This is a genomic window from Microbulbifer maximicatervae (SeqCode) (assembly GCF_052467385.1).
In genome coordinates, this window is the sequence record NZ_CP174311.1 from 4,424,150 (window position 1) to 4,444,815 (window position 20,666).

General features: G+C 51.9%; 19 protein-coding genes. 9 read left to right on the top strand and 10 right to left on the bottom strand.

Features of this window, described 5'->3' with window-relative positions; all coding sequences use genetic code 11:
* Positions 1-35 precede the first annotated feature (35 nt).
* From proB to rplU, 4 genes are all read right to left on the bottom strand, one after another.
* Positions 36-1,172, bottom strand: coding sequence for a glutamate 5-kinase (proB, locus tag ACJJIR_RS18870; protein WP_444906474.1), 1,137 nt, complete (start codon positions 1,170-1,172; stop codon positions 36-38).
* Positions 1,173-1,242: 70 nt separating this feature from the next.
* Positions 1,243-2,451 (bottom strand): Obg family GTPase CgtA, encoded by a 1,209-nt coding sequence (gene cgtA, locus ACJJIR_RS18875; protein ID WP_413664300.1) that lies wholly within the window; start codon positions 2,449-2,451, stop codon positions 1,243-1,245.
* 189 nt (positions 2,452-2,640) lie between these two features.
* Complete coding sequence (rpmA, locus tag ACJJIR_RS18880; RefSeq protein WP_073277572.1) at positions 2,641-2,898, bottom strand: 50S ribosomal protein L27; 258 nt, start codon at positions 2,896-2,898, stop codon at positions 2,641-2,643.
* Between the two features lie 17 nt (positions 2,899-2,915).
* On the bottom strand, positions 2,916-3,227 hold the full coding sequence (rplU, locus tag ACJJIR_RS18885; protein ID WP_413664299.1) for a 50S ribosomal protein L21: 312 nt from the start codon (positions 3,225-3,227) through the stop codon (positions 2,916-2,918).
* Positions 3,228-3,476: 249 nt separating this feature from the next.
* On the opposite strand from rplU, the gene ACJJIR_RS18890 reads away from it, so the two are divergent.
* Positions 3,477-4,439, top strand: coding sequence for a polyprenyl synthetase family protein (locus ACJJIR_RS18890; protein ID WP_444906475.1), 963 nt, complete (start codon positions 3,477-3,479; stop codon positions 4,437-4,439).
* A gap of 256 nt (positions 4,440-4,695) precedes the next feature.
* Complete coding sequence (locus tag ACJJIR_RS18895; RefSeq protein WP_444906476.1) at positions 4,696-5,325, top strand: hypothetical protein; 630 nt, start codon at positions 4,696-4,698, stop codon at positions 5,323-5,325.
* A gap of 91 nt (positions 5,326-5,416) precedes the next feature.
* On the opposite strand, the gene ACJJIR_RS18900 is transcribed toward ACJJIR_RS18895, so the two are convergent.
* Together ACJJIR_RS18900 and galU are read right to left on the bottom strand one after the other, a co-directional pair.
* Positions 5,417-6,763 carry a phosphohexomutase domain-containing protein gene (locus tag ACJJIR_RS18900; protein ID WP_444906477.1) on the bottom strand — a complete coding sequence of 449 codons (1,347 nt, stop codon included), beginning with the start codon at positions 6,761-6,763 and terminating at the stop codon, positions 5,417-5,419.
* Entirely contained in the window at positions 6,760-7,611 is an 852-nt protein-coding gene (gene galU, locus ACJJIR_RS18905) for a UTP--glucose-1-phosphate uridylyltransferase GalU (protein WP_413664295.1), read from the bottom strand. Before galU ends, ACJJIR_RS18900 begins: the two co-directional genes overlap by 4 nt.
* 317 nt (positions 7,612-7,928) lie before the next feature.
* Here galU and fabA point away from each other — a divergent pair, with 317 nt between their 5' ends.
* Both fabA and fabB read left to right on the top strand, forming a co-directional pair.
* The gene (gene fabA / locus ACJJIR_RS18910) at positions 7,929-8,453 is read left to right on the top strand and encodes a 3-hydroxyacyl-[acyl-carrier-protein] dehydratase FabA (RefSeq protein ID WP_444906478.1); all 525 of its coding nucleotides are present in this window, start codon (positions 7,929-7,931) and stop codon (positions 8,451-8,453) included.
* A 67-nt stretch (positions 8,454-8,520) separates the two neighbouring features.
* Positions 8,521-9,744, top strand: coding sequence for a beta-ketoacyl-ACP synthase I (fabB, locus tag ACJJIR_RS18915; RefSeq protein WP_413664294.1), 1,224 nt, complete (start codon positions 8,521-8,523; stop codon positions 9,742-9,744).
* A gap of 59 nt (positions 9,745-9,803) precedes the next feature.
* Here fabB and ACJJIR_RS18920 read toward each other — a convergent pair whose 3' ends face one another.
* From ACJJIR_RS18920 to ACJJIR_RS18935, 4 genes are all read right to left on the bottom strand, one after another.
* The gene (locus ACJJIR_RS18920; RefSeq protein ID WP_444906479.1) at positions 9,804-10,652 is read right to left on the bottom strand and encodes a sugar nucleotide-binding protein; all 849 of its coding nucleotides are present in this window, start codon (positions 10,650-10,652) and stop codon (positions 9,804-9,806) included.
* Between the two features lie 15 nt (positions 10,653-10,667).
* On the bottom strand, positions 10,668-11,291 hold the full coding sequence (ssb, locus tag ACJJIR_RS18925; protein ID WP_444906480.1) for a single-stranded DNA-binding protein: 624 nt from the start codon (positions 11,289-11,291) through the stop codon (positions 10,668-10,670).
* A gap of 172 nt (positions 11,292-11,463) precedes the next feature.
* Positions 11,464-12,615, bottom strand: coding sequence for an MFS transporter (locus tag ACJJIR_RS18930; protein ID WP_444906482.1), 1,152 nt, complete (start codon positions 12,613-12,615; stop codon positions 11,464-11,466).
* Positions 12,616-12,705: 90 nt separating this feature from the next.
* Positions 12,706-14,112: a mannose-1-phosphate guanylyltransferase/mannose-6-phosphate isomerase gene (locus ACJJIR_RS18935; RefSeq protein WP_444906483.1), complete on the bottom strand. Its 1,407-nt coding sequence runs from the start codon at positions 14,110-14,112 to the stop codon at positions 12,706-12,708.
* Positions 14,113-14,271: 159 nt separating this feature from the next.
* Here ACJJIR_RS18935 and uvrA point away from each other — a divergent pair, with 159 nt between their 5' ends.
* From uvrA to ACJJIR_RS18960, 5 genes are all read left to right on the top strand, one after another.
* Entirely contained in the window at positions 14,272-17,097 is a 2,826-nt protein-coding gene (gene uvrA, locus ACJJIR_RS18940; protein ID WP_444906484.1) for an excinuclease ABC subunit UvrA, read from the top strand.
* An 88-nt stretch (positions 17,098-17,185) separates the two neighbouring features.
* Positions 17,186-17,785, top strand: a complete 600-nt coding sequence (locus tag ACJJIR_RS18945) for a hypothetical protein (protein ID WP_282934380.1) — start codon at positions 17,186-17,188, stop codon at positions 17,783-17,785.
* A 65-nt stretch (positions 17,786-17,850) separates the two neighbouring features.
* Positions 17,851-18,600 carry a 5-oxoprolinase subunit PxpA gene (gene pxpA / locus ACJJIR_RS18950; protein WP_282934381.1) on the top strand — a complete coding sequence of 250 codons (750 nt, stop codon included), beginning with the start codon at positions 17,851-17,853 and terminating at the stop codon, positions 18,598-18,600.
* A complete protein-coding gene (pxpB, locus tag ACJJIR_RS18955; protein ID WP_282934382.1) occupies positions 18,597-19,325 on the top strand; it encodes a 5-oxoprolinase subunit PxpB in 729 nt (242 codons plus the stop codon). The genes pxpA and pxpB overlap by 4 nt, the downstream gene beginning before the upstream one ends.
* Before the next feature lie 12 nt (positions 19,326-19,337).
* Entirely contained in the window at positions 19,338-20,315 is a 978-nt protein-coding gene (locus tag ACJJIR_RS18960) for a 5-oxoprolinase subunit C family protein (RefSeq protein ID WP_444895279.1), read from the top strand.
* Positions 20,316-20,666: the final 351 nt, after the last annotated feature.

A 20,666-nucleotide genomic window follows, 5' to 3' on the forward strand; every position in this document is an offset into this window, starting at 1 on the left:
ATTGCGGGGCTTTTTTGTATTCGAAACTTGCCAAGTCAGAGCAGGATCAGGTTATCGCGATGAATTAATTCATCGTCATCCCGATACCCTAAAAGGTCGGCAAACTTCTCCGATGACTGCCCCAGAATCCGACCGCTCTCACTACTGTCATAATTAACCAGGCCCCGCGCTATCTCGCGACCTTCAGCATTCCTGCAAGACACCAGATCTCCGCGCCTGAAATGCCCTTCAACAGCGGTAACCCCCACCGGCAACAAACTGCTACCACTCCCAGTCATAGCTGCCTCGGCACCGGCATCCACTAACAGGGTTCCGCGCACCTGTAACTGTCCAGCGAGCCAGCGCTTACGCGCCGCCAGGGGATCTGCCTCTGGCAGCAACAGGGTACCCAGCTGCTCGCCGGCACAGACTTTATCTATCACCGCCTCCAAGACCCCACCAGCGATCACTGTGCGAGCTCCTGAGCGCGCTGCCAACTGCGCTGCGCGCACCTTGGTGGTCATACCACCACGACCCAGACCGCTGCGGGAATCCCCCGCCATCTCGAGCAGCCTGGGATCAAGCGCAGATGCCTCACTAATTAATTCTGCTTCGGGGTTATCGCGGGGATCTTCAGTAAACAGCCCATCCGCATCGGTCAAAATCAGCAGCGCATCTGCCTCAACCAGATTTGCAACCAGGGCCGCCAGGGTATCGTTATCGCCAAAACGTATTTCGTCAGTCACTACCGTGTCATTTTCATTCACGATAGGCACAGCCCCCAGTGACAGGAGCGTGCGCAAGGTGCTGCGAGCATTCAGGTAGCGAGTGCGATTGGAAAGGTCATCGTGATCCAACAGGATCTGAGCGCTGCGAATATCAAAACGGCTAAAAGCCTGCTCATAGACCTGCACAAGGTGGCTCTGCCCCACAGCAGCGGCCGCCTGTAACTGGTGGATAGACTCGGGCCGGCGACACCAGCCCAACCGGTCCATTCCGGCCGCAACAGCACCGGATGAAACCAGAACAACTTCGATCCCTCGACGGCGCAAATCAGCCATCTGCGCAACCCAAGCAGAAATGGCAGCGGTATTCACACCTCGACCATTATCTGTCAGAAGGGCGCTACCAATTTTTACCACCCACCGCTGGGCCTTGGTCAACGCCTGCCGGGACACTGTTGCGGAGTCCATGCTTCCCCCTCAGGACAAGATAACTATTGAGCGAGCCAGACGAACTCAGCAACTGCTCGCTCCACACAATTTAAGAGCGATACTCAACATCCACATCGTGGTCGTCGTCATCATCCCAATCCTCGTCGTCATCCACCTGCCCCTTGGCAGCTTTGCGCTTGGCGCGATGACTCTCTCTCAACTCTTCGATACGCTCGCGAGCTTCGCGCTGCATTTGACGCTGCGCTTCCAGCTCCGCAACAGCCAAGTCGGGATCTCGCGCCTCAATTTCCTGACGTTCTTCCAGGTAATCCATCAGGCGACCGCCGAGGGCATCGGTACCCTCTTTGCGAATAGCTGCCACACGGAACACAGGCCCTTCCCAGCCCAGAGCATCCACTACCGCCTGACAGCGCTCTTCCAGCTCCGCAGCGGGAACCAGGTCGGTCTTGTTCAATACCAGCCAGCGCTCACGCCCTGCCAGTGTCGGGCTAAAGGTGGACAACTCACGCTCAATGGCTCGGGCATTCTCTACCGGATCAGAGCCATCAAAGGGAGCCAGGTCAACCAGGTGCAACAAAACTCGACAGCGGGTTAAGTGCTTGAGGAAGCGAATCCCCAGGCCCGCCCCTTCGGCGGCACCTTCAATCAGGCCGGGGATATCTGCAATCACAAAGCTGCGATGCTTCTGAACTTGCACTACCCCCAAATTTGGTACCAAAGTGGTAAAGGGGTAGTTGGCCACTTTCGGTTTGGCCGCAGAGACGGCGCGAATAAACGTGGATTTACCCGCATTGGGCAGCCCCAACATGCCTACATCTGCCAGAACTTTTAGCTCGAGCTTGAGGCTGCGCATCTCACCCTCAGTACCGTGTGTGGTCTGACGCGGCGCACGGTTAGTACTGGATTTGAAGCGGGTATTACCCAGGCCGTGAAAGCCACCCTGAGCCACCAGCTGACGCTCACCAGCTTCGGTCATATCGCCGATAGTCTCGCCGGTATCCGCATCAATGATCGTGGTGCCCACCGGCACCTTGAGGACCAGGTCCTCACCCTTGGCGCCAGTACAGTTGCGCCCTCGACCCGGCTGACCACTCTCAGCGGCGTAGCGGGGCTGGTAGCGATAATCCACCAGGGTGTTCAGGGAATCATCAGCTTCCAGGTACACGGAGCCGCCATCGCCGCCGTCACCGCCATCCGGGCCACCCTTCTCAACAAATTTTTCCCGGCGAAAGCTCAGGCAGCCATTGCCGCCCTTGCCTGCCTGCACAGAGATGGGCGCCTCATCGACAAACTTCATAATCACTCCACCGTCACAGCGGTTGTCTCATCCGGTGCGCAGATGCGCGCACTATCATCATACCAGCCGACAAGCCGCCTCCTGTGGGCAACTGCCACCCTAACTTCCCGTCGCTGTCTTTTTGCGACTTTTCCAACAAAAAAGCCCCGCAATAGCGGGGCTTTTTATGAAGCTTGGGCTAATGGCCGCTTAAGCAGTTTCGATAGAAACGAACTTGCGGTTGTTGGGGCCCTTAACTTCAAACTTCACAACGCCGTCCGCAGTGGCGAACAGGGTGTGGTCTTTGCCCATACCAACGTTAACACCGGCGTGGAACTTGGTGCCACGCTGACGAACGATGATGTTGCCTGCTGCTACAGACTGGCCGCCAAAGCGCTTCACGCCCAGGCGTTTACTCTCGGAATCGCGACCATTTCGCGTACTACCGCCAGCTTTCTTATGTGCCATGAGTCGTTACTCCTCTCTTATGCCTTGATGCCAGTGATTTTAACTTCGGTGTACCACTGACGGTGGCCCTGGCGCTTCATGGAGTGCTTACGACGACGGAACTTGATGATCTTCACCTTCTCGCCGCGGCCGTGGCTTACCACTTCAGCAGTTACTTTAGCGCCATCTACAATGGGAGCGCCAATGTTGATCTTGTCGCCATCGACAACCATGAACACTTTATCAAAATCGATGGATTCGCCAGTTGCTACTTCCAGCTTCTCCAGGCGAAGTACTTCGCCTTCCTCTACACGGTGTTGCTTGCCACCGCTCTCAAAAACAGCGTACATATTTCTATGCTCCGGTAAGGACGACACGAAGCAGCGGGAGGACCAGTAAGTCACTGCTCCGCATTTCGGGAGCTTGCGCCGTGTGTTTAACATCTATTCGCCAAAAGGCCCGCAGACGACCCAATAGCCGCAAAGAGCCCGCAATTGGCGGGGCGCAGATTCTAATCAATTCGCCGGGTTGATACAATAGCGCCCCTTCGCCTTCCGGCCCCCGGGAGGCCTCTGTCTAGTCGTATAAGGAACTCTCACATGCTGCCTTTTCACCGGGTCGCCGCCGAAGACTTTGCTGCGGTTAACCAGCGCATTCTCGATCAACTGCACTCGGACGTTCCCCTGGTGGAAAATATAGGTCACTACCTGGTCGAAGCCGGGGGCAAGCGCCTGCGCCCACTACTGGTACTGCTTTGTGCCAAAGCTTGCGGCTATCGGGGTGAGAACCATATCGATCTCGCCACAATTATCGAGTTTATTCACACTGCTACCTTACTGCACGACGATGTTGTAGACACCTCTGACATGCGCCGCGGCCGCCTTACCGCCAATGCCAAGTGGGGCAATGCGCCCAGCGTACTCGTGGGAGATTTCCTCTATTCCCGCGCCTTCCAAATGATGGTTGCTCTGGAAGACATGAGCATCATGGCAATACTCTCAGAGACCACCAACACCATCGCAGAGGGTGAAGTACAGCAGCTGGTCAACGCCGGTGATCCCGCAGTAAGCGAAGAGAATTACTTCACCGTTATCCACAAAAAGACCGGCGCACTGTTTGAAGCCGCCTGTGAAACTGCGGCCGTATTAGCCAACTGCTCAAGTGAAGAACAAACTGCACTGAAACTCTACGGCCAACACCTGGGACTCGCCTTCCAGCTGGTTGATGACGCTCTCGATTATCGCGGTAATTCGGAAGAACTGGGTAAAAATGTTGGGGATGACCTGGCGGAGGGCAAGCCGACCCTGCCCTTGATCTACACCATGGCCAACGGCAGCAAGGACCAGGCACTGCTGGTAAAAACTGCAATTGAACAGCGCAGTGCGGAAAAGCTCAGTGAAATAGTAGAGGCCATTGAAGCCTGCGGTGCTCTGGACTACACCATGGATCGTGCCCGGGCCGCTGTAGAAGACGCCAAAAAGCAATTGGCCTTTATGCCCGAGAGCGAACAAAAAACCGCCCTGCAACAATTGGCGAGTTTTGCTATAGAGAGAAACGTCTAGAAGTAAATGCTGCTCGGGCTATATCGATAGCACGGGCAGCAGCGCCGCTACCTTAAGCACAATGCGAAGCAACGCAGTTCCCACCCCCTCGAACAGCTACCAACCCTGACCGGACTCCAAGATTTATTCGTATCTATTTTCCTCAGCCCCTTCAACATTGGGTACGATTGTTCCTCTTGTTATTTCAAGCGCCAACACCAATTCCTCAGGAGCAAAAATAACGAGAAAAATATAATTGGTATAGAGAGATCAGCACATGAGAAGCTCTACTGCGCTTTATCAGCTTAGAAATTACCCGGAAATGTTCTTAAAAAATAACCTGGTGAGAATTACCGGTACAAAAGATACTGGAGTCATGGATTATCAATTCGGGACCTACACCATGGGCATGGGCGCACCTGGTATTGATAGCCCCAATGAAATTTTTGCTTTCCACCGCCAAGGGGTCTTTATCGAAGATCCACAAACAATCAAGGTCCACCATATTCGCATGATCGATTGGGGTGAAGACCTTGCCCTAGATCGCCTTGAGCCCTACCAAATGCGCAGCGGTGCCGACATTATGATTACCGGGCAACTCAGTGACTGCTGTTTCTGTATTGGCGGGCGCAATGCGAATATGCCGGCCGTTGCTCATGTTCGCCCAAGGAAAAAGCAGGGACTCAATGGCAAGGCCACACACAATGAAATTATCAATCGGGGAAAATTCAGGTTTTTAGGTAACGTCACAAAATCCCTTGGGCGCTCAACCCTAAGGCCCCACCATCATCTCTACTCCGACTACGCCTATATTATTGGAGTACGGGTTAAGAACCAGTGGCAAATCTTCGCTCAACACGTAAAGACTCCCAAAGGCCCCATCCAAGCTGTCACCCGACTCTTATAATTTCTTCCATAAAACCAGATAAATAACTTTGAGTACCCCCAAACCAAAAAGCCCCGCAGTTGCGGGGCTTTTTAATAATAAAAAACGAGTATTAACCGATAAGCTGAAGCAGCTCCTCTGTTTTCTCCCGCATTAATTCCTCACTTCCCCGGGATTCAACATTCAAGCGAACAACCGGTTCAGTATTTGACATACGCAAATTAAAACGCCACTCGGGGTAAGCGATACTCAACCCATCCACGTGCTCAACGCTGTCAGCTGCAGGTCCATACTTTTCCTCTGCCGCCTTTAACAGTGCTGCAGCATCCTGAACCTTAGAGTTAATCTCTCCCGAACAGGGGAAAGCAGCCATGCGCTCACCAACAAGCTGTGACAGCGATTTACCACTGCGACTTACCAACTCAGCAACCAATAACCATGGAATCATACCGCTATCGCAGTAGGCAAAATCCCGGAAATAATGGTGCGCACTCATTTCACCGCCATAAATGGCATCTTCCTTGCGCATGCGCTCTTTAATAAAGGCATGACCGGTTTTACTCTGTACCGGCTCTCCACCAGCAGCGCGGACAATATCCTCGGTATTCCAGAGCAGGCGTGGATCATGAACAACTTTGGCACCGTTGTTTTTTGCCAGGAAAGCTTCTGCCAGCAAGCCAACAACATAGTAACCTTCAATAAAATCACCACTTTCATCGAAGAAAAAGCAGCGATCAAAATCACCATCCCAGGCTATACCAAAATCAGCACCACTTGCCCGCACTGCCTCGGCAGTAGAATTGCGGTTTTCTGGCAAAATTGGGTTGGGAATACCATTGGGAAAGTTGCCGTCGGGCTCGTGGTGAACTCGCACAAACTCAAACGGCAGGTGTGGAGCCAGCGCATCAACAACCGCCCCTGCACCACCATTACCCGCATTAACCACCAATTTTAGTGGTTTCAATGCAGTATTATCGATATACCCCAATAAGTGCTGCACAAAATCAGCGCGGTGTTCAAAGCGCTGCAAAGTGCCTCTTTGCTCAACCGGAGCAAAGTTGTTTTCTTCTGCCAAGCGCTTAATATCCAGTAGACCGGTATCACCACTGATTGGACTACTGCCTGCACGTACAAACTTCATGCCGTTGTAGTCCATAGGATTGTGACTAGCAGTAACACAAATACCTCCGTCAAAGTCCCCGTGGAAATTGGCAAAGTAGACCTCTTCTGTACCGCACTCGCCGATATGGAAAACATCGGCACCCGCATCTCGCAATCCATTGACCAGCGCATCTGTCAGCTCGCCACTGGTAAGCCGAATATCATGCCCAACAACTACTCGACGAGCATTCAGGAACTGGGCAAAGGCACGCCCCACTCGATATGCAATATCGGTATTAAGTTCATCGGGTACACGGCCGCGAAGGTCATAAGCCTTAAAGCAAGTCAGCTCACTCACTTGCTTTTCTCCTCAGCAGCTTGCTCTGGCAAATACACATTTTCGTAAACGTGGTTAGTAGCATCAATAAAGCCTTCTACAGAACCACAGTCAAAGCGGCGACCTTTGAAGGCATAGGCTAATACACAGCCCTGCTGAGCTTGCGCCATCAGTGCATCGGTAATTTGAACCTCACCATTTTTGCCTGGAGGAGTATCTCGGATCAGATCAAAGATATCCGGTGTCAGGATATAACGACCAATAATCGCCATATTACTGGGGGCATCTTCCGCTGCTGGCTTCTCGACCATGTCAGTGACTTGATACAGACCAGGCTTAATTTCATTACCACCGATCACACCAAATTTATGGATCTGCTCCTTCGGCACTTCCTCTACCGCAACAATACTGCAGCGGAATTGCTTATAAAGCTGAACCATTTGCCCCAAAACGCCCATATCTTCATTTAGACACAGGTCATCAGCCAACACGACAGCAAATGGCTCATCGCCAACCAGGCGATGTCCTTGCAAAATAGCGTCACCCAGGCCTCTCATTTCGCCCTGACGCGTATAAGAAAAGCTCGCCCTATCGATCACTTTACGCACTGAGTCCAGGTAACGCTCTTTGCCGGTACCCGCGATCTGGTGTTCCAGCTCAAAGTTAGTATCAAAGTGATCCTCAATTGCGCGCTTGCCTCGCCCTGTGACAAAACCGATCTCGGTCAGCCCCGCTTCTATAGCCTCTTCAACGCCATACTGAACCAATGGCTTATTCACCAGCGGCAACATTTCTTTCGGCATCGCCTTAGTGGCAGGAAGAAAACGAGTGCCATAACCGGCAACAGGAAATAGGCATTTCTTGAGCATTCTGCTCCCCCAATCAATTTAAAACAGCGCCCCCCGCGCAGGGCTGGCAACTTATCATAGCGTCGCTGTGCAAGCACTTACACTCGATAACGCTAAGCTTGGCCCAAAATGTTAATTCCCCCGAGGATAAACACCAAAACTATACGAATAAGATGAGGAATTAATACGCTAAATAGGGGGTATTTGTGAAGACAATTCTCACGCCAGTCACAAAAACCACCTTGACCGACTGGACAAGCGACACAGACCCCTTAGAATGCCCGCTCTTGCAAAAGTGTCCAATCTCAATTGCATAACCACCCACTAACGGGGAAATGATGAGTAATTTTGTACAAAAAAGTGAGTATACCAGAGAGGAGCTCCTGACCTGCTCCCGTGGCGAGATGTTCGGCCCAGGCAACGCCCAGTTGCCGGCTCCCAATATGTTGATGCTCGATCGTATCACCCATATATCCAAGGAAGGTGGTGCTTTCGGCAAGGGAGAGCTGATCGCTGAGCTCGACATTCACCCCAACCTATGGTTCTTCGACTGCCATTTTCCCGGCGATCCCGTAATGCCCGGCTGCCTCGGCCTGGATGCTATGTGGCAATTATTGGGTTATTTCCTGGCCTGGAAAGGCAACCCCGGCCGCGGTCGAGCACTGGGCTGTGGTGAAGTTAAATTTACAGGCCAAATTCTCCCCACCAGCAAGAAGGTGACTTACCATATTCAGATGAGCCGGATTGTTGAGCGCAGGCTTGTTATGGGTATTGGCGACGGCAGTGTCTCTGTGGATGGAAGAGAAATTTACACAGCAAAGGATCTTCGCGTAGGCTTATTTACCCGTACGGACAATTTTTAAACTCGTTTAAGACTAATACCGGTAGAAACCATCAGTCCTCTGCCGACAAGCTATGCTGGAGATCACTATGCGTCGGGTCGTCATTACCGGAATGGGTATCACTTCCTGTATCGGTACCAACACTAAAGAAGTCACCGAGTCACTGAAAACTGGTCGAAGCGGCATCCGCTTCCAAGAAGAGTATAAGGAGCTCGGCCTGCGCAGCCATGTGGCTGGGCCTGTGGACATCGATTTCAAAGAGCATATCGATCGCAAGCAACTTCGCTTTATGGGCGACGCTGCAGCCTATGCGTACATTGCCATGCGTGAGGCAATCGAGATGTCGGGCCTGCAGGAGGAGCAGATATCTAATCCGCGCACGGGTATCGTGATGGGCTCTGGCGGCACATCCACTCAGCAGATTATTGACGCTGCACATACTCTGAAGGAAAAAGGTGTTCGCCGTGTAGGCGCCTACCGCGTGCCCCAGGTAATGAACAGCACCGTTTCCGCATGCTTAGCCACTCCATTCAAAATCAAAGGGGTGAACTACAGTATTTCTTCCGCTTGCGCTACCAGTGCCCACTGTATAGGAAACGGAGCTGAGCTTATCCAGATGGGTAAGCAGGATGTAGTGTTTGCTGGCGGTGGTGAGGAACTTGCCTGGAGTTTGACTCACTTGTTTGACGCTATGGGTGCCCTCTCAAGCAAATATAACGATACTCCGACAAAAGCATCACGCCCCTACGATGCCGATCGCGATGGCTTTGTGATCGCCGGTGGTGGTGGCTGTCTGGTGCTCGAAGAAATGGAACACGCCGTGGCTCGCGGTGCGACCATCTATGCGGAGCTGACCGGTTACGGCGCAACTTCCGATGGTTACGATATGGTTGCCCCAAGCGGTGAAGGCGCCACCCGCTGTATGCAGCAGGCTCTGGCCGGTATGGACGGCAAAGGCCTGCAGGGTAGCGTGGACTATATCAACACCCACGGCACCTCTACACCCGTAGGCGATGTCGCCGAATTGAAAGCCATGCGCGAAGTCTTCGGGGATACAGTTCCGGCATTCGCCTCTACCAAATCTCTGACAGGCCACTCTCTGGGAGCTGCAGGGGTTCAGGAGGCCATTTACAGCCTGCTGATGATGCAGAATAACTTTATTGCTGCATCAGCTAATGTAGAGAACCTCGACCCCGCTGCGGAAGGCATGGACCTTGTCCGCCAGCTGCGTGAGACAGAAGTCAAACGGGCTATGTCCAATAGCTTTGGCTTTGGCGGAACTAATGCTTGCCTGATATTCGATAAAATCTAATCGAAATAAAAAGGGCGCCGCGAGGCGCCCTTTTTATTGACTGCACAACAGAAACCAAACTATTCAGGAGTTGCGTGCAAGCGCTCCAACCACAGCTCAACCTGGCGTGTCAGTCCCTGTCTCCAGCTCCGCTGCTGAACACCAAAGACATCCCGCAGCTTGCCACATGAAAGTACTATGCTGCGATCCCGCTTCTCAGCCTCATCCCCTAATGAAGTAAATTGCGCAAAGCGCTCTTCATCGTAAAAAGCCTGGGCGCGCTCGACCACCTCCAGGGCAAACTCCATCGCTGTGCAGCTATCAGAACTACCGTAGTGATAAAAGCCTCCTGCCTTGGCCCCGCTAGCGAGCTGCTGGGCAACCGCCACTGCGACACGAGCCATATCCACCACTGTTACTGGGTTGCCGCTGTTCCTTCCATCCAGAGCTAAAGGCTCCCCAGACACAAAGTTGCGTAAAATACGCCCTAACAAGGCATCCTGACCACTATCCACCATCCAACCAAAACGCAAAATCGTCAGGTTTTGCAGCCCATTAAAAGCATCTTCGCAGGCCAGCCATTCGCGTCCACTCGGGGACTGTGGTTCTGCGGGCTCATCTTCGTCATAGCGGCGGCGCTCACCGCCAGAAAAAACTTGGTAGGATGAGAGATGAATAATATGTTCACAGGGTGCAGCACAAAGCCGCTTACTCACCAGCAGTGACTCCGGCATGCCTCGATTGTCTGCACAGGCGGAGGCATTAATCACAATTGAGCCCGGTCTCAATTGATCGATTTCCCCGGGGGTCAACTGCTGTATGCGAAAGCCTGCGCGCTGCAGTCTTTTTTGCAGCGCACCATCAATCTCATTACCTGCTGTGATAATGGCGACGGTATCCGGCATATAACCTGTATTCAATTCAGACACTGGTAAATCCAGTTCTTAGAACGGGATATCGTCATCAAAGCTATTATCGAAACCACCGGCAGGACCCTGGTTCGGCTGTTGCTGGGGCTGCTGGTTAGCTGGTGCCATCGGTGAGGGAGCGGTACGCCCCTGCCCGTATGCCTCCTGGCCGCCCTGCTGCTGGTAGCCACCCTGGAAACCGCCGCCCTGTTGGTCAAAACCGCCGGAACCACCCATCGGCTGGCCGCCACCCATTTGACCACCTGCGGCTGCGCCCATTCCAGCGCCACCCATACCCTGACCAAAGCCGCCCTGCTCACCGCGACCGTCCAGCATCTGCATTTCGCTGGCAACGATTTCAGTGGTGTAGCGGTCCTGGCCGGAATTCTTATCCTGCCACTTACGGGTGCGTAGAGAGCCCTCTACATAAACTTTGGCCCCCTTGCGCAGGTACTCACCGGCGATCTCAGCCAGGCGGTTAAAAAATACTACGCGATGCCACTCAGTGCGCTCCTGCTGCTGGCCAGTCTGCTTGTCTTTCCAGCTCTCACTGGTAGCCAGGCTGATGTTGGTAACAGCACCGCCACTCGGCATATATTTGGTTTCCGGGTCATTCCCCAGATTACCGATCAGAATTACTTTATTAATACCCCTGGCCATGGCCCTCTCCTCTCGTCAACCCGGGCTCCACCCGGGGCAATAAACTATTTAAACAATCAATTAATCTATCAAGTGTTATGAAATACCGTCAGTGCTGCATTGCACCATCGGTAAATATTGTATTTTTATCCAGTAGGATACAATAGCGGCTCAGTGTTAGTAAGCGCTACCTTCACGCTCTCTCGCGCAAACCCCACCACAGCAACATCCATAGCAGCAGCACCGCCAAACCCAGGGCAGCAACTGCGGAAGCGCCCCCCAGACCGAACAGCAGGCCACCCAGGCTACCGCCGACAAAGGTGCCAAAGAACTGTAAAGTCGCGTAGAGCCCCGTAGCTGCGCCCCTCGCTTCCGCCGGAGCCTTCCTGGTTAGCTGCGCCGGCAGCAGGGCTTCAAGCAGGTTGAAACCGGTGAAGAACACTGCCAGCAAGACTACCAGCATCCAGGTGCTTACAGACAACAAGGCCGCACTGCCACCGATCAAAGCTAAACAAGCAAAATTAAGCGCAAAAGGCACCCGATCACTTTTCTCTGCCGCCCTCATCATTGGCAACATCAGCAGGAAGGTGCCGAGCATGAGTGGTCCATACAATTTCCAGTGCTCGCTCGCCGGCCAATCCAATCTATCGACTAGCACCAATGGCAGGGCGACGAACAATGCAGTGAGCAACAAGTGGGAGAAAAAGGCCCCAGAGACCAAGCGCCAAACAAGACCGCTTTTAACTACCGTACGAAAACCACTACCATAAACTGCCGGCCGCTTAGCCGCCTCCGGAGTTGGCACCAAGCGCCAAACCAATAATCCACCCAGCAGTGCTAATCCAGCAGTGACCCAGAAAATTGCCGGCAAGCCGCCCACACCGGCCAGCGCCGGCCCCAGGATCACCGCCAGCATAAATGCGACGCCAATAGACGCTCCGATAATCGCCATCGCAATACCGCGCTTTTCATCGCGGGTTAAGTCGGCGACCAGCGCCATCACAGCCGCGGCAATGGCACCACAACCCTGCAGTACCCGCCCCACAATAAGGCCGTAAACCGAATCCGTCAGTGCAGCGATGACACTGCCCAGAGCAAACAGTGCAAGGCCGGTATAGATAACCGGCTTGCGCCCCCAGCGATCGGACAGGAGCCCCAGAGGAATTTGGAGTATCGCCTGACTCAGGCCATAGGCACCCATTGCCAGCCCCAGCAGCATCGGCGTGCTATCGCGATAGCCCTCGCCGTACACAGTGAGAACCGGCAAGACCATAAACAGGCCCAGCATACGAAAGACATACAGGGAAGCCAGCCCACCCAGGGCGCGGCGCTCAATGGAATTCATGCAAATCCCGGAACAGCATCAAATAGGGCGCGCATTGTACAGTGAGCCGCCTCCCGGCTGTAGGGGAAACAGCACAACTTTTATCCACAACTAGTTACGACCGTACTCATCATCGAGGCGGACAATGTCATCCTCCCCAAGATAACTGCCGGATTGCACCTCAATCAGCTCCAAGGGAATCGTACCGGGGTTCTCCAAACGGTGGACCACCCCCAGGGGGATATAAGTCGATTGGTTCTCGGTGATCAGGACCTCTTCTTCACCCCGGGTAACCTTCGCAGTTCCCTGCACCACAACCCAGTGTTCAGCGCGGTGGTGATGCATCTGCAGGGATAGCTGCTGGCCCGGCTTCACCACAATACGCTTCACTTGAAAGCGTGGACCCGCATCAATCGAGTCGTAGTAGCCCCAGGGCCTATATACCTTGCGGTGCCTTTGGGCCTCACTGCGGCCAGTGCTCTTGAGGTTACTGACCAGTTTTTTGACTTCCTGGACCCGCTGCCGGTCTGCGATCAGAAGCGCGTCGTCAGTATCGACAACAACCAGGTCGGATACACCGAGAAGGCTGACCAAGCGGCTCTCACCACGCACCAGGCAGCGCTGGGAGTCTTCTAGCAACACATCACCCTGGAGCAAATTGTCATTGGCATCGCGTTTTGCCAACTCCCACAGCCCCTGCCAGGAGCCCACATCGCTCCAACCCGCATCCATAGGTACAACTGCCGCGGATTCAGTCGGCTCCATTACTGCATAATCCACAGACTCATCCGCGCAGGCTGCAAAAGCCTCTCTATCCACCCGGGTAAAATCCAGGTCCCTAGCAGCACTCTGATAGGCACTGCGGCAAGCTGCGAGAATATCTGCACGGTACCGCTCTAACTCCTCCAGATAGCGGGAGGCGCGGAACAGGAACATGCCACTGTTCCAGGAGTAATCCCCGGATGCCAGGTAAGATTCAGCGGTTTCAGTGTCCGGCTTTTCGACGAACTCCGCCACTTTCCAAGCAGTTTCCGCCAATTTATCCCCGCGCCGAATGTAGCCGTAGCCGGTCTCCGCCCGGGTCGGCACAATACCAAAGGTGACCAGATGCCCCTGCTCAGCCAGGGCTCGGGCCGACTCTACAGACTCCTGAAAATTTGCCTCGTCGGAAACGGCGTGGTCTGCCGGTAATACCAGCAGCAAAGGGTCAGCTCCTGACTCCAGTGCTGCCAGGGCAGCCAGGGCAATAGCCGGTGCAGTATTCCGCGCGCAGGGCTCCAGCAAAATGGACTGGGCACCGTGGCCGGTTTCCTGCAATTGCTCGGCAGCGGCAAAACGATGCTCTTCATTGCATACCAGGATCGGCGCCTGTAATGGCTCAATGCCCTCCAGGCGCCTTACGGTTGCCTGTAACATCGTTTCACCACCGATAAGGGGTAAGAACTGTTTAGGGTAGGCCTCGCGAGAGAGTGGCCACAGGCGCGAGCCAGTGCCACCACAGAGAATCACAGGAATCATCGAATGCTATCTGCCTGAATGTCGGGTATTGCGAAAGACAATTTTCGCACATCAGGTGGCGAGTTTATACTTGACTGTTTTTCCGGCACCGCAGTTGTGATCGCCCCGCGCGGAGCAAGTCCGAGGCCCGGCCCAGTATTAGCAGCATATAGGTAGAGCGTGGACACGATTTATGTAAGGGGTGCTCGCACCCACAACCTGAAGAATATCGATCTGGACATTCCCCGCGATAAACTGATCGTTATCACCGGCCTGTCAGGTTCCGGCAAATCTTCCCTGGCCTTTGACACCCTCTACGCAGAGGGGCAGCGCCGCTACGTGGAATCACTCTCCACCTACGCCCGTCAATTCCTGTCGATGATGGAAAAGCCGGATGTGGATACCGTCGAGGGGCTATCACCGGCTATTTCAATCGAGCAGAAGTCCACCTCTCACAACCCCCGCTCCACTGTGGGCACCATCACAGAGATCTATGACTACCTGCGGCTGCTGTTTGCCCGGGTTGGAGAACCCCGCTGCCCCGAGCACGACGAACCCCTGCAAGCCCAGACGATCAGCCAGATGGTGGATCAGGTACTGGCTTTACCGGAAGGCAGCAAAATTATGTTGCTGGCGCCGGTAGTTCGCGATCGAAAAGGTGAGCACCAGCACGTGTTTGAACAACTGCGCCGGGACGGGTTTGTGCGGGCACGGATCGACGGGGTTATCTGCGACCTGGACGACACCCCCAAGCTGGATAAGCGCCGCAAGCACACCATTGAGGTGGTGGTAGACCGCTTTAAGGTGCGTGAGGACCTGCAACTGCGTTTGGCGGAATCCTTCGAAACTGCCCTGAATCTCACCGACGGTATCGCCTCCATCAGTTTTATGGATGGAGACCAGGAAGATCGCCTCTTCTCTGCCCGCCACGCCTGCCCCGTCTGTGATTACTCACTGGATGAGCTGGAACCGCGCCTGTTCTCCTTCAACAACCCCGCAGGTGCCTGCCCCAGCTGTGACGGCCTGGGCGTCAAACAGTTCTTCGATGAAGACAAGGTAATTATCGATTCGGAAAGCAGTATTTCCGAGGGCGCCATTCGCGGTTGGGACAGACGCAACATTTACTATTACCACATGCTCGACTCCCTCGCCGAGCACTACGGTTTCGATCTGGGTAAGCCCTGGAAAAAATTACGCAAAGCCCACCGCAAGGTTATCCTGCAGGGCAGTGGCGACGAAGAGATAGACTTCAGCTACGTCAATGATCGCGGCGATGTCACCGTGCGCCAGCACACCTTCGAGGGCATTATCCCCAATTTCCAACGCCGCTATCGGGATACCGAGTCCCAATCGGTACGGGAGGAGTTAGCCAAGTATCTGAGTACACAAAAATGCCCAGAGTGCCACGGTACCCGCCTGCGCCGCGAGGCCCGTCATGTCTTTGTAGATAACCGCACCCTGGCGCAAATTACTGAGCTGCCTGTAGGCGATGCGTTCGAGTATTTCGACCATGAGCTGGCTTTTAAAGGCGCCCAGAAAGAGATTGCCGATAAGATTCTCAAAGAGCTTCGCGATCGATTCCGCTTCCTCGTCGATGTCGGCCTGAATTACCTAACCCTAAACCGCAGTGCAGAAACCCTCTCCGGCGGCGAAGCACAGCGCATTCGCCTCGCCAGCCAGATCGGCGCCGGCCTCGTGGGCGTAATGTATATTCTCGACGAGCCCTCTATCGGCCTACACCAGCGGGACAACGAGCGCCTGCTCAACACCCTTACCCACCTGCGCGATATCGGCAACACGGTTATTGTGGTGGAGCACGATGAGGATGCCATTCGCAGTGCCGACTTTATCGTCGATATTGGCCCCGGTGCCGGAGTCCATGGTGGAGAAGTCGTGGCAGCGGGTACCGCCGATAAAATTACCAAATGCAAGAAATCCCTAACCGGTCAGTACCTCTCCGGCAAAAAGAAAATTGCCGTACCGGAAGAACGCTACGTACCCGACCCGGACTATTTGTTGCGCCTCGAAGGGGCCAGTGGAAATAATTTACAGGACGTCGATCTGGAGATCCCAGTAGGATTATTTACCTGTGTAACCGGTGTATCCGGCTCTGGTAAGTCCACCCTGATTAATACAACCCTCTATCCACTTGCCGCCACTGCACTTAACAAAGCAACAACCCTTAAGGCCTCTCCCTATAAAGAGGTGCACGGTCTGGAGCACTTCGACAAATGCGTGGATATTGATCAGAGTCCTATCGGGCGCACTCCTCGCTCAAACCCGGCAACCTATACCGGTATTTTTACCCCAATTCGCGACTTGTTTGCTGGCACCCAGGAAGCCCGCTCACGGGGCTATAAACCTGGACGCTTCAGCTTTAACGTCAAGGGTGGGCGCTGTGAAGCCTGCCAGGGCGACGGGGTGATTAAGGTAGAAATGCACTTTTTGCCGGATGTCTATGTACCCTGTGATACCTGTCACGGCAAGCGCTACAACCGCGAGACCCTGGAGGTACACTACAAGGGCAAGAATATCCACGAAGTATTGGAAATGACCGTGGAAGATGCACGGGAATTCTTTGACCCTGTGCCCGCAATCGCGAAGAAGTTGCAAACCCTAATGGATGTCGGCCTCTCATATATCAAGCTAGGCCAGGCTGCCACCACTCTCTCAGGTGGTGAAGCCCAACGGGTAAAACTCTCCCGCGAGCTATCCAAACGAGACACTGGGCAAACCCTGTACATCCTCGACGAACCGACTACCGGCCTGCACTTTGCCGATATCCAATTACTGCTGGATGTTCTCCATCGCCTGCGCGATCACGGCAATACCATCGTAGTGATCGAACACAATCTGGACGTGATCAAAACTGCAGACTGGATTGTAGACCTGGGCCCGGAGGGTGGCTCTGGCGGCGGGCAAATTATTGCCACGGGGACACCTGAGGATGTTGCAGAAATGGACATTTCCCATACCGGGCGCTTTCTAAAAACCATGCTGAACTAATTGAATAGGAAAGGATGCCAATCTATAGACCGGCATCCTTTCTAGCTCAATTCACTTAAAAATAACTAGTAGGTAGGTGCGACAAGATATGAAGTTATTCAATCGCGACCGCTTAAACTCAGTGATCGCAGTAAGTGCAATTATGATTTCTCTGGCATCCTTCTATGCCACCTATTTACAAGCCAGAGCTGCCAATCAACAAGTCAAAATAATGACAATGCCTGTTATTCAGTTCAGCCATGGCAACTATGACGAGGAGAGCAATCAAAGCAAAATTACATTTGGCTTTCGCAATGCTGGGGCCGGCCCTGCCATCCTAAAATCCGTTAGCTTTAAATATAAAAATGTAGAATACTCAAGCACCCATGATTTTTTGCGCGCCTGCTGTCAGGAAGAGCATAAAATGATGAAAAATAAATTTAATAGAAACTATAATAATCACCACCCACCCCTTGACGAAGGCTTTCAAAGCTCTTCAGAAATAAATGAAGTTATCATTCCCTCACAGTCGGAGTACCCTTTCTATTCTTTAAGTCGTGGCACTGCAACTTCTGAACTATGGGAAAAAATTAATCAAGAAAGATGGAACCTTTCAATTTCCGCCTGCTTCTGCTCCCCACTGGGGAATTGCTATGAATCAAATTCAAAGAAAATCTCTATGGAAGTAAATCAGTGCCCTGACAATTAACTACTTTAATAGGCAGATTCTTAGCGTTAAAACCCATTCAAAATATATACAGGCAGGATGCCACAGTGAACATTGATATCAACTGCGATCTGGGTGAAGGTGCTGATTTACACAGCTGTGACAGGGACGCCCAAATCATGCCGTTTATTTCCCGTTGCAATATAGCTTGCGGCGGTCACGCTGGCACTCCCGAGATCATGGGTAGATCAATCGAAAACGCCCTAAAAAATAGTTTAAAAATCGGCGCGCACCCCAGCTACCCCGACAGGGAAAATTTTGGCCGCAAATCTCTAGTTATTCCTCAAAATAAATTACTCGATTCTCTTTGCGCACAAGTAAACCAACTAGAAAATATCGCGCGTAGCCTAGGAGCAACTTTAGACCATATTAAACTACACGGCGCTCTCTACAATGATACAGAGTCAAACAGAGAACTCGCTAAAAGTATTATTACCCTACTCGACAAAGAATATCCTTCACTGAAAATTATTGGGTTAGCCAACGCTGCCATGCAGTTCGCTGCTGCCAAACAAAATAAAACATTTATTCGCGAAGGATTTATGGATAGGCAGTACCTCAGCAATAACCAACTAGCTCCACGCTCAATGGCGGGTGCTGTTATTGCTGAGACAGAACAGTGCTTACAGCAGGCTATCTGCTTGGCAAAGGGCTTAGAATTTAACGATTATCTTGGTGAAAAATTGCAATTCTCTGTGGATACCATCTGCCTCCACGGCGATAATCCCCAAGCGCCCATTATCGCCAGACAACTTAATCAACATCTCAATGCAAACGGCGTGAGTATAGCTCGGTGACACACCCTGCCCCCCATATACCACTAGCTATTACCATTAACGGAGATTGTGCAGTAGATATCCGCTTTTCCGGCAAACCATGCAAAGCTCTTAGCCGGACAATTATCGGTTTGAGAGCGGCTCTATTAAATGAAGTGCATCCAGGTATCATTGATATCATTCCTGCATACCAGTGCTTAACTGTTATTTTCAATCCTTCCCTATGGGATCACAAAACCTTATACCAATTACTCACTAAAACTACCGAGGACTTTCTAAACAACCCTGCCCCCTTCACCAGTAGACCACGTATAGTGCGTATTCCCGTATGCTACGAAGAAGGCTTTTCTCCAGACCTTGAGGCATTATCAGAACATACCAAATTATCGTCACAGGAAATCATCAAACGACATACCGCACAACGTTACTTAGTGCATATGTTGGGCTTTACTCCAGGCTTCTTATACCTTGGCGGACTTGACCCAAAGCTATATTGCCCCAGAAAAGAAACTCCCCGAACCAGAATTCCCGCAGGCGCTGTCGGGATAGGTGGAGAACAAACAGGCATCTACCCACAAGCTACACCGGGGGGATGGCAAATTATTGGCCAGACACCCCTTAGTCTTTTTCAACCTGCGGAACCCTCCCCATTTATCGCTGCACCTTTAGATGAAATTGAGTTTTATGCAATAGATTCTCAGCAATTTCATATACTCTCGCAGAGTACTAAAAGTAGTTCACCCTAAAAAGGAGGGTCTATGGGTATTCACTTTCTTCGAGCAGGGCTACAGACAAGTATTCAGGACCTGGGTCGTCCAGGCATGATGCACTGTGGAATTCCATGGGGAGGTGCTGCCGACCCACTATCGATGAAAATAGCCAACCTGTTATTAGGAAACCCGTTAGGGCACCCAACCTTTGAGATCACCCTGCTCGGTCCTAGAATCGAATTCCTCTGCAATCTCACTATCGCTATAGCCGGAGGCCAATTCAGAGGTTCCTTAAATAACGAGTCAATTGATAATTTCCGAACCTATAGGGTTAAGCCTGGTGATATTTTGGATATAGCTCAAGCTATTTCCGGTGCAAGAACCTACCTTGCGATTTCTGCCAAGATAGACGCACCCAATATCTTAGGTAGCTCTGCAACTCACGTTATAAGTAAATTTGGCGCAAATAGTGGCAAACCGATCACATCTAACGAAGTCATCCACTTTAAAGAAGTCCACACCGCAAAAGAATCTGTACTAAATAAAAGGTTTCACCTTCACTACTCACATAATTCAAAGCTACGACTAGTGGCTGGACCAGAGAGCAATTTATTTTCCAAGAAATTTATTGAACACTTTTACGGCTCAACCTATCTGGTTTCTACCCAAAGCAATCGTATGGGCATTCGTCTATCCACTAAAAACAATTCTACAATTCATAAAATTACAAACGGAAAGACACAACTATCATCAGCAGGACTCTATCCCGGCAGCATTCAAGTACCACCCGATGCCAATCCTATTATTTCCTTTATTGAGGGACAGACTATTGGCGGGTACCCCCGAATAGGCCATATTATAAAATCGGAACTTCATCGCCTGGGTCAGCTAGCCCCAAAAAACAAAATCACATTTCAAGAAATAAGTATTGAAGAATCGCGTGAAATTTTCAAAAAGAAACAAGACCTAATTAAAAAACTCCAACAGAGCCTGAATCTTAATCACAGGGAGGCACTATCCCTTTAATGCAAGCATAAACATTATCAGATACAGAACTATTTAATACTCAAAAATAACAGCATAAAGTAGAGAATAAAAATTACGCCAAAATAGACAAAATAATTTTATTAAAAATTTAAATGGAATATTTTTGGACAAAAAAAGAAAAAATATTACAGAAATTCTGTGACCGGCAAGTTTCCCCTCATATCTTTCTAGACCAAAACATCATTATTAACTAACCTCATTGGGTTTTACCCAAACAGCGATTTGGACTAGCGTGCAAGTTGATTATCTATAGGGAGCAAATAAATCTCCAAACAATTATTTCAGGATCAACAAAGCACATTCCAAAGAGAAAACACACAATACCTTAAG

Excerpts from the sequence above, each read along its gene's own strand:
- fabA (WP_444906478.1), top strand. The coding sequence starts at position 7,929 with ATGAGTAATTTTGTACAAAAAAGTGAGTATACCAGAGAGGAGCTCCTG.
- rplU (WP_413664299.1), bottom strand. The coding sequence starts at position 3,227 with ATGTACGCTGTTTTTGAGAGCGGTGGCAAGCAACACCGTGTAGAGGAA.
- ACJJIR_RS18945 (WP_282934380.1), top strand. The coding sequence starts at position 17,186 with ATGAAGTTATTCAATCGCGACCGCTTAAACTCAGTGATCGCAGTAAGT.
- ssb (WP_444906480.1), bottom strand. The coding sequence starts at position 11,291 with ATGGCCAGGGGTATTAATAAAGTAATTCTGATCGGTAATCTGGGGAAT.
- ACJJIR_RS18960 (WP_444895279.1), top strand. The coding sequence starts at position 19,338 with ATGGGTATTCACTTTCTTCGAGCAGGGCTACAGACAAGTATTCAGGAC.
- ACJJIR_RS18890 (WP_444906475.1), top strand. The coding sequence starts at position 3,477 with ATGCTGCCTTTTCACCGGGTCGCCGCCGAAGACTTTGCTGCGGTTAAC.
- ACJJIR_RS18895 (WP_444906476.1), top strand. The coding sequence starts at position 4,696 with ATGAGAAGCTCTACTGCGCTTTATCAGCTTAGAAATTACCCGGAAATG.
- proB (WP_444906474.1), bottom strand. The coding sequence starts at position 1,172 with ATGGACTCCGCAACAGTGTCCCGGCAGGCGTTGACCAAGGCCCAGCGG.
- ACJJIR_RS18930 (WP_444906482.1), bottom strand. The coding sequence starts at position 12,615 with ATGAATTCCATTGAGCGCCGCGCCCTGGGTGGGCTGGCTTCCCTGTAT.
- galU (WP_413664295.1), bottom strand. The coding sequence starts at position 7,611 with ATGCTCAAGAAATGCCTATTTCCTGTTGCCGGTTATGGCACTCGTTTT.
- fabB (WP_413664294.1), top strand. The coding sequence starts at position 8,521 with ATGCGTCGGGTCGTCATTACCGGAATGGGTATCACTTCCTGTATCGGT.
- ACJJIR_RS18935 (WP_444906483.1), bottom strand. The coding sequence starts at position 14,112 with ATGATTCCTGTGATTCTCTGTGGTGGCACTGGCTCGCGCCTGTGGCCA.
- cgtA (WP_413664300.1), bottom strand. The coding sequence starts at position 2,451 with ATGAAGTTTGTCGATGAGGCGCCCATCTCTGTGCAGGCAGGCAAGGGC.
- rpmA (WP_073277572.1), bottom strand. The coding sequence starts at position 2,898 with ATGGCACATAAGAAAGCTGGCGGTAGTACGCGAAATGGTCGCGATTCC.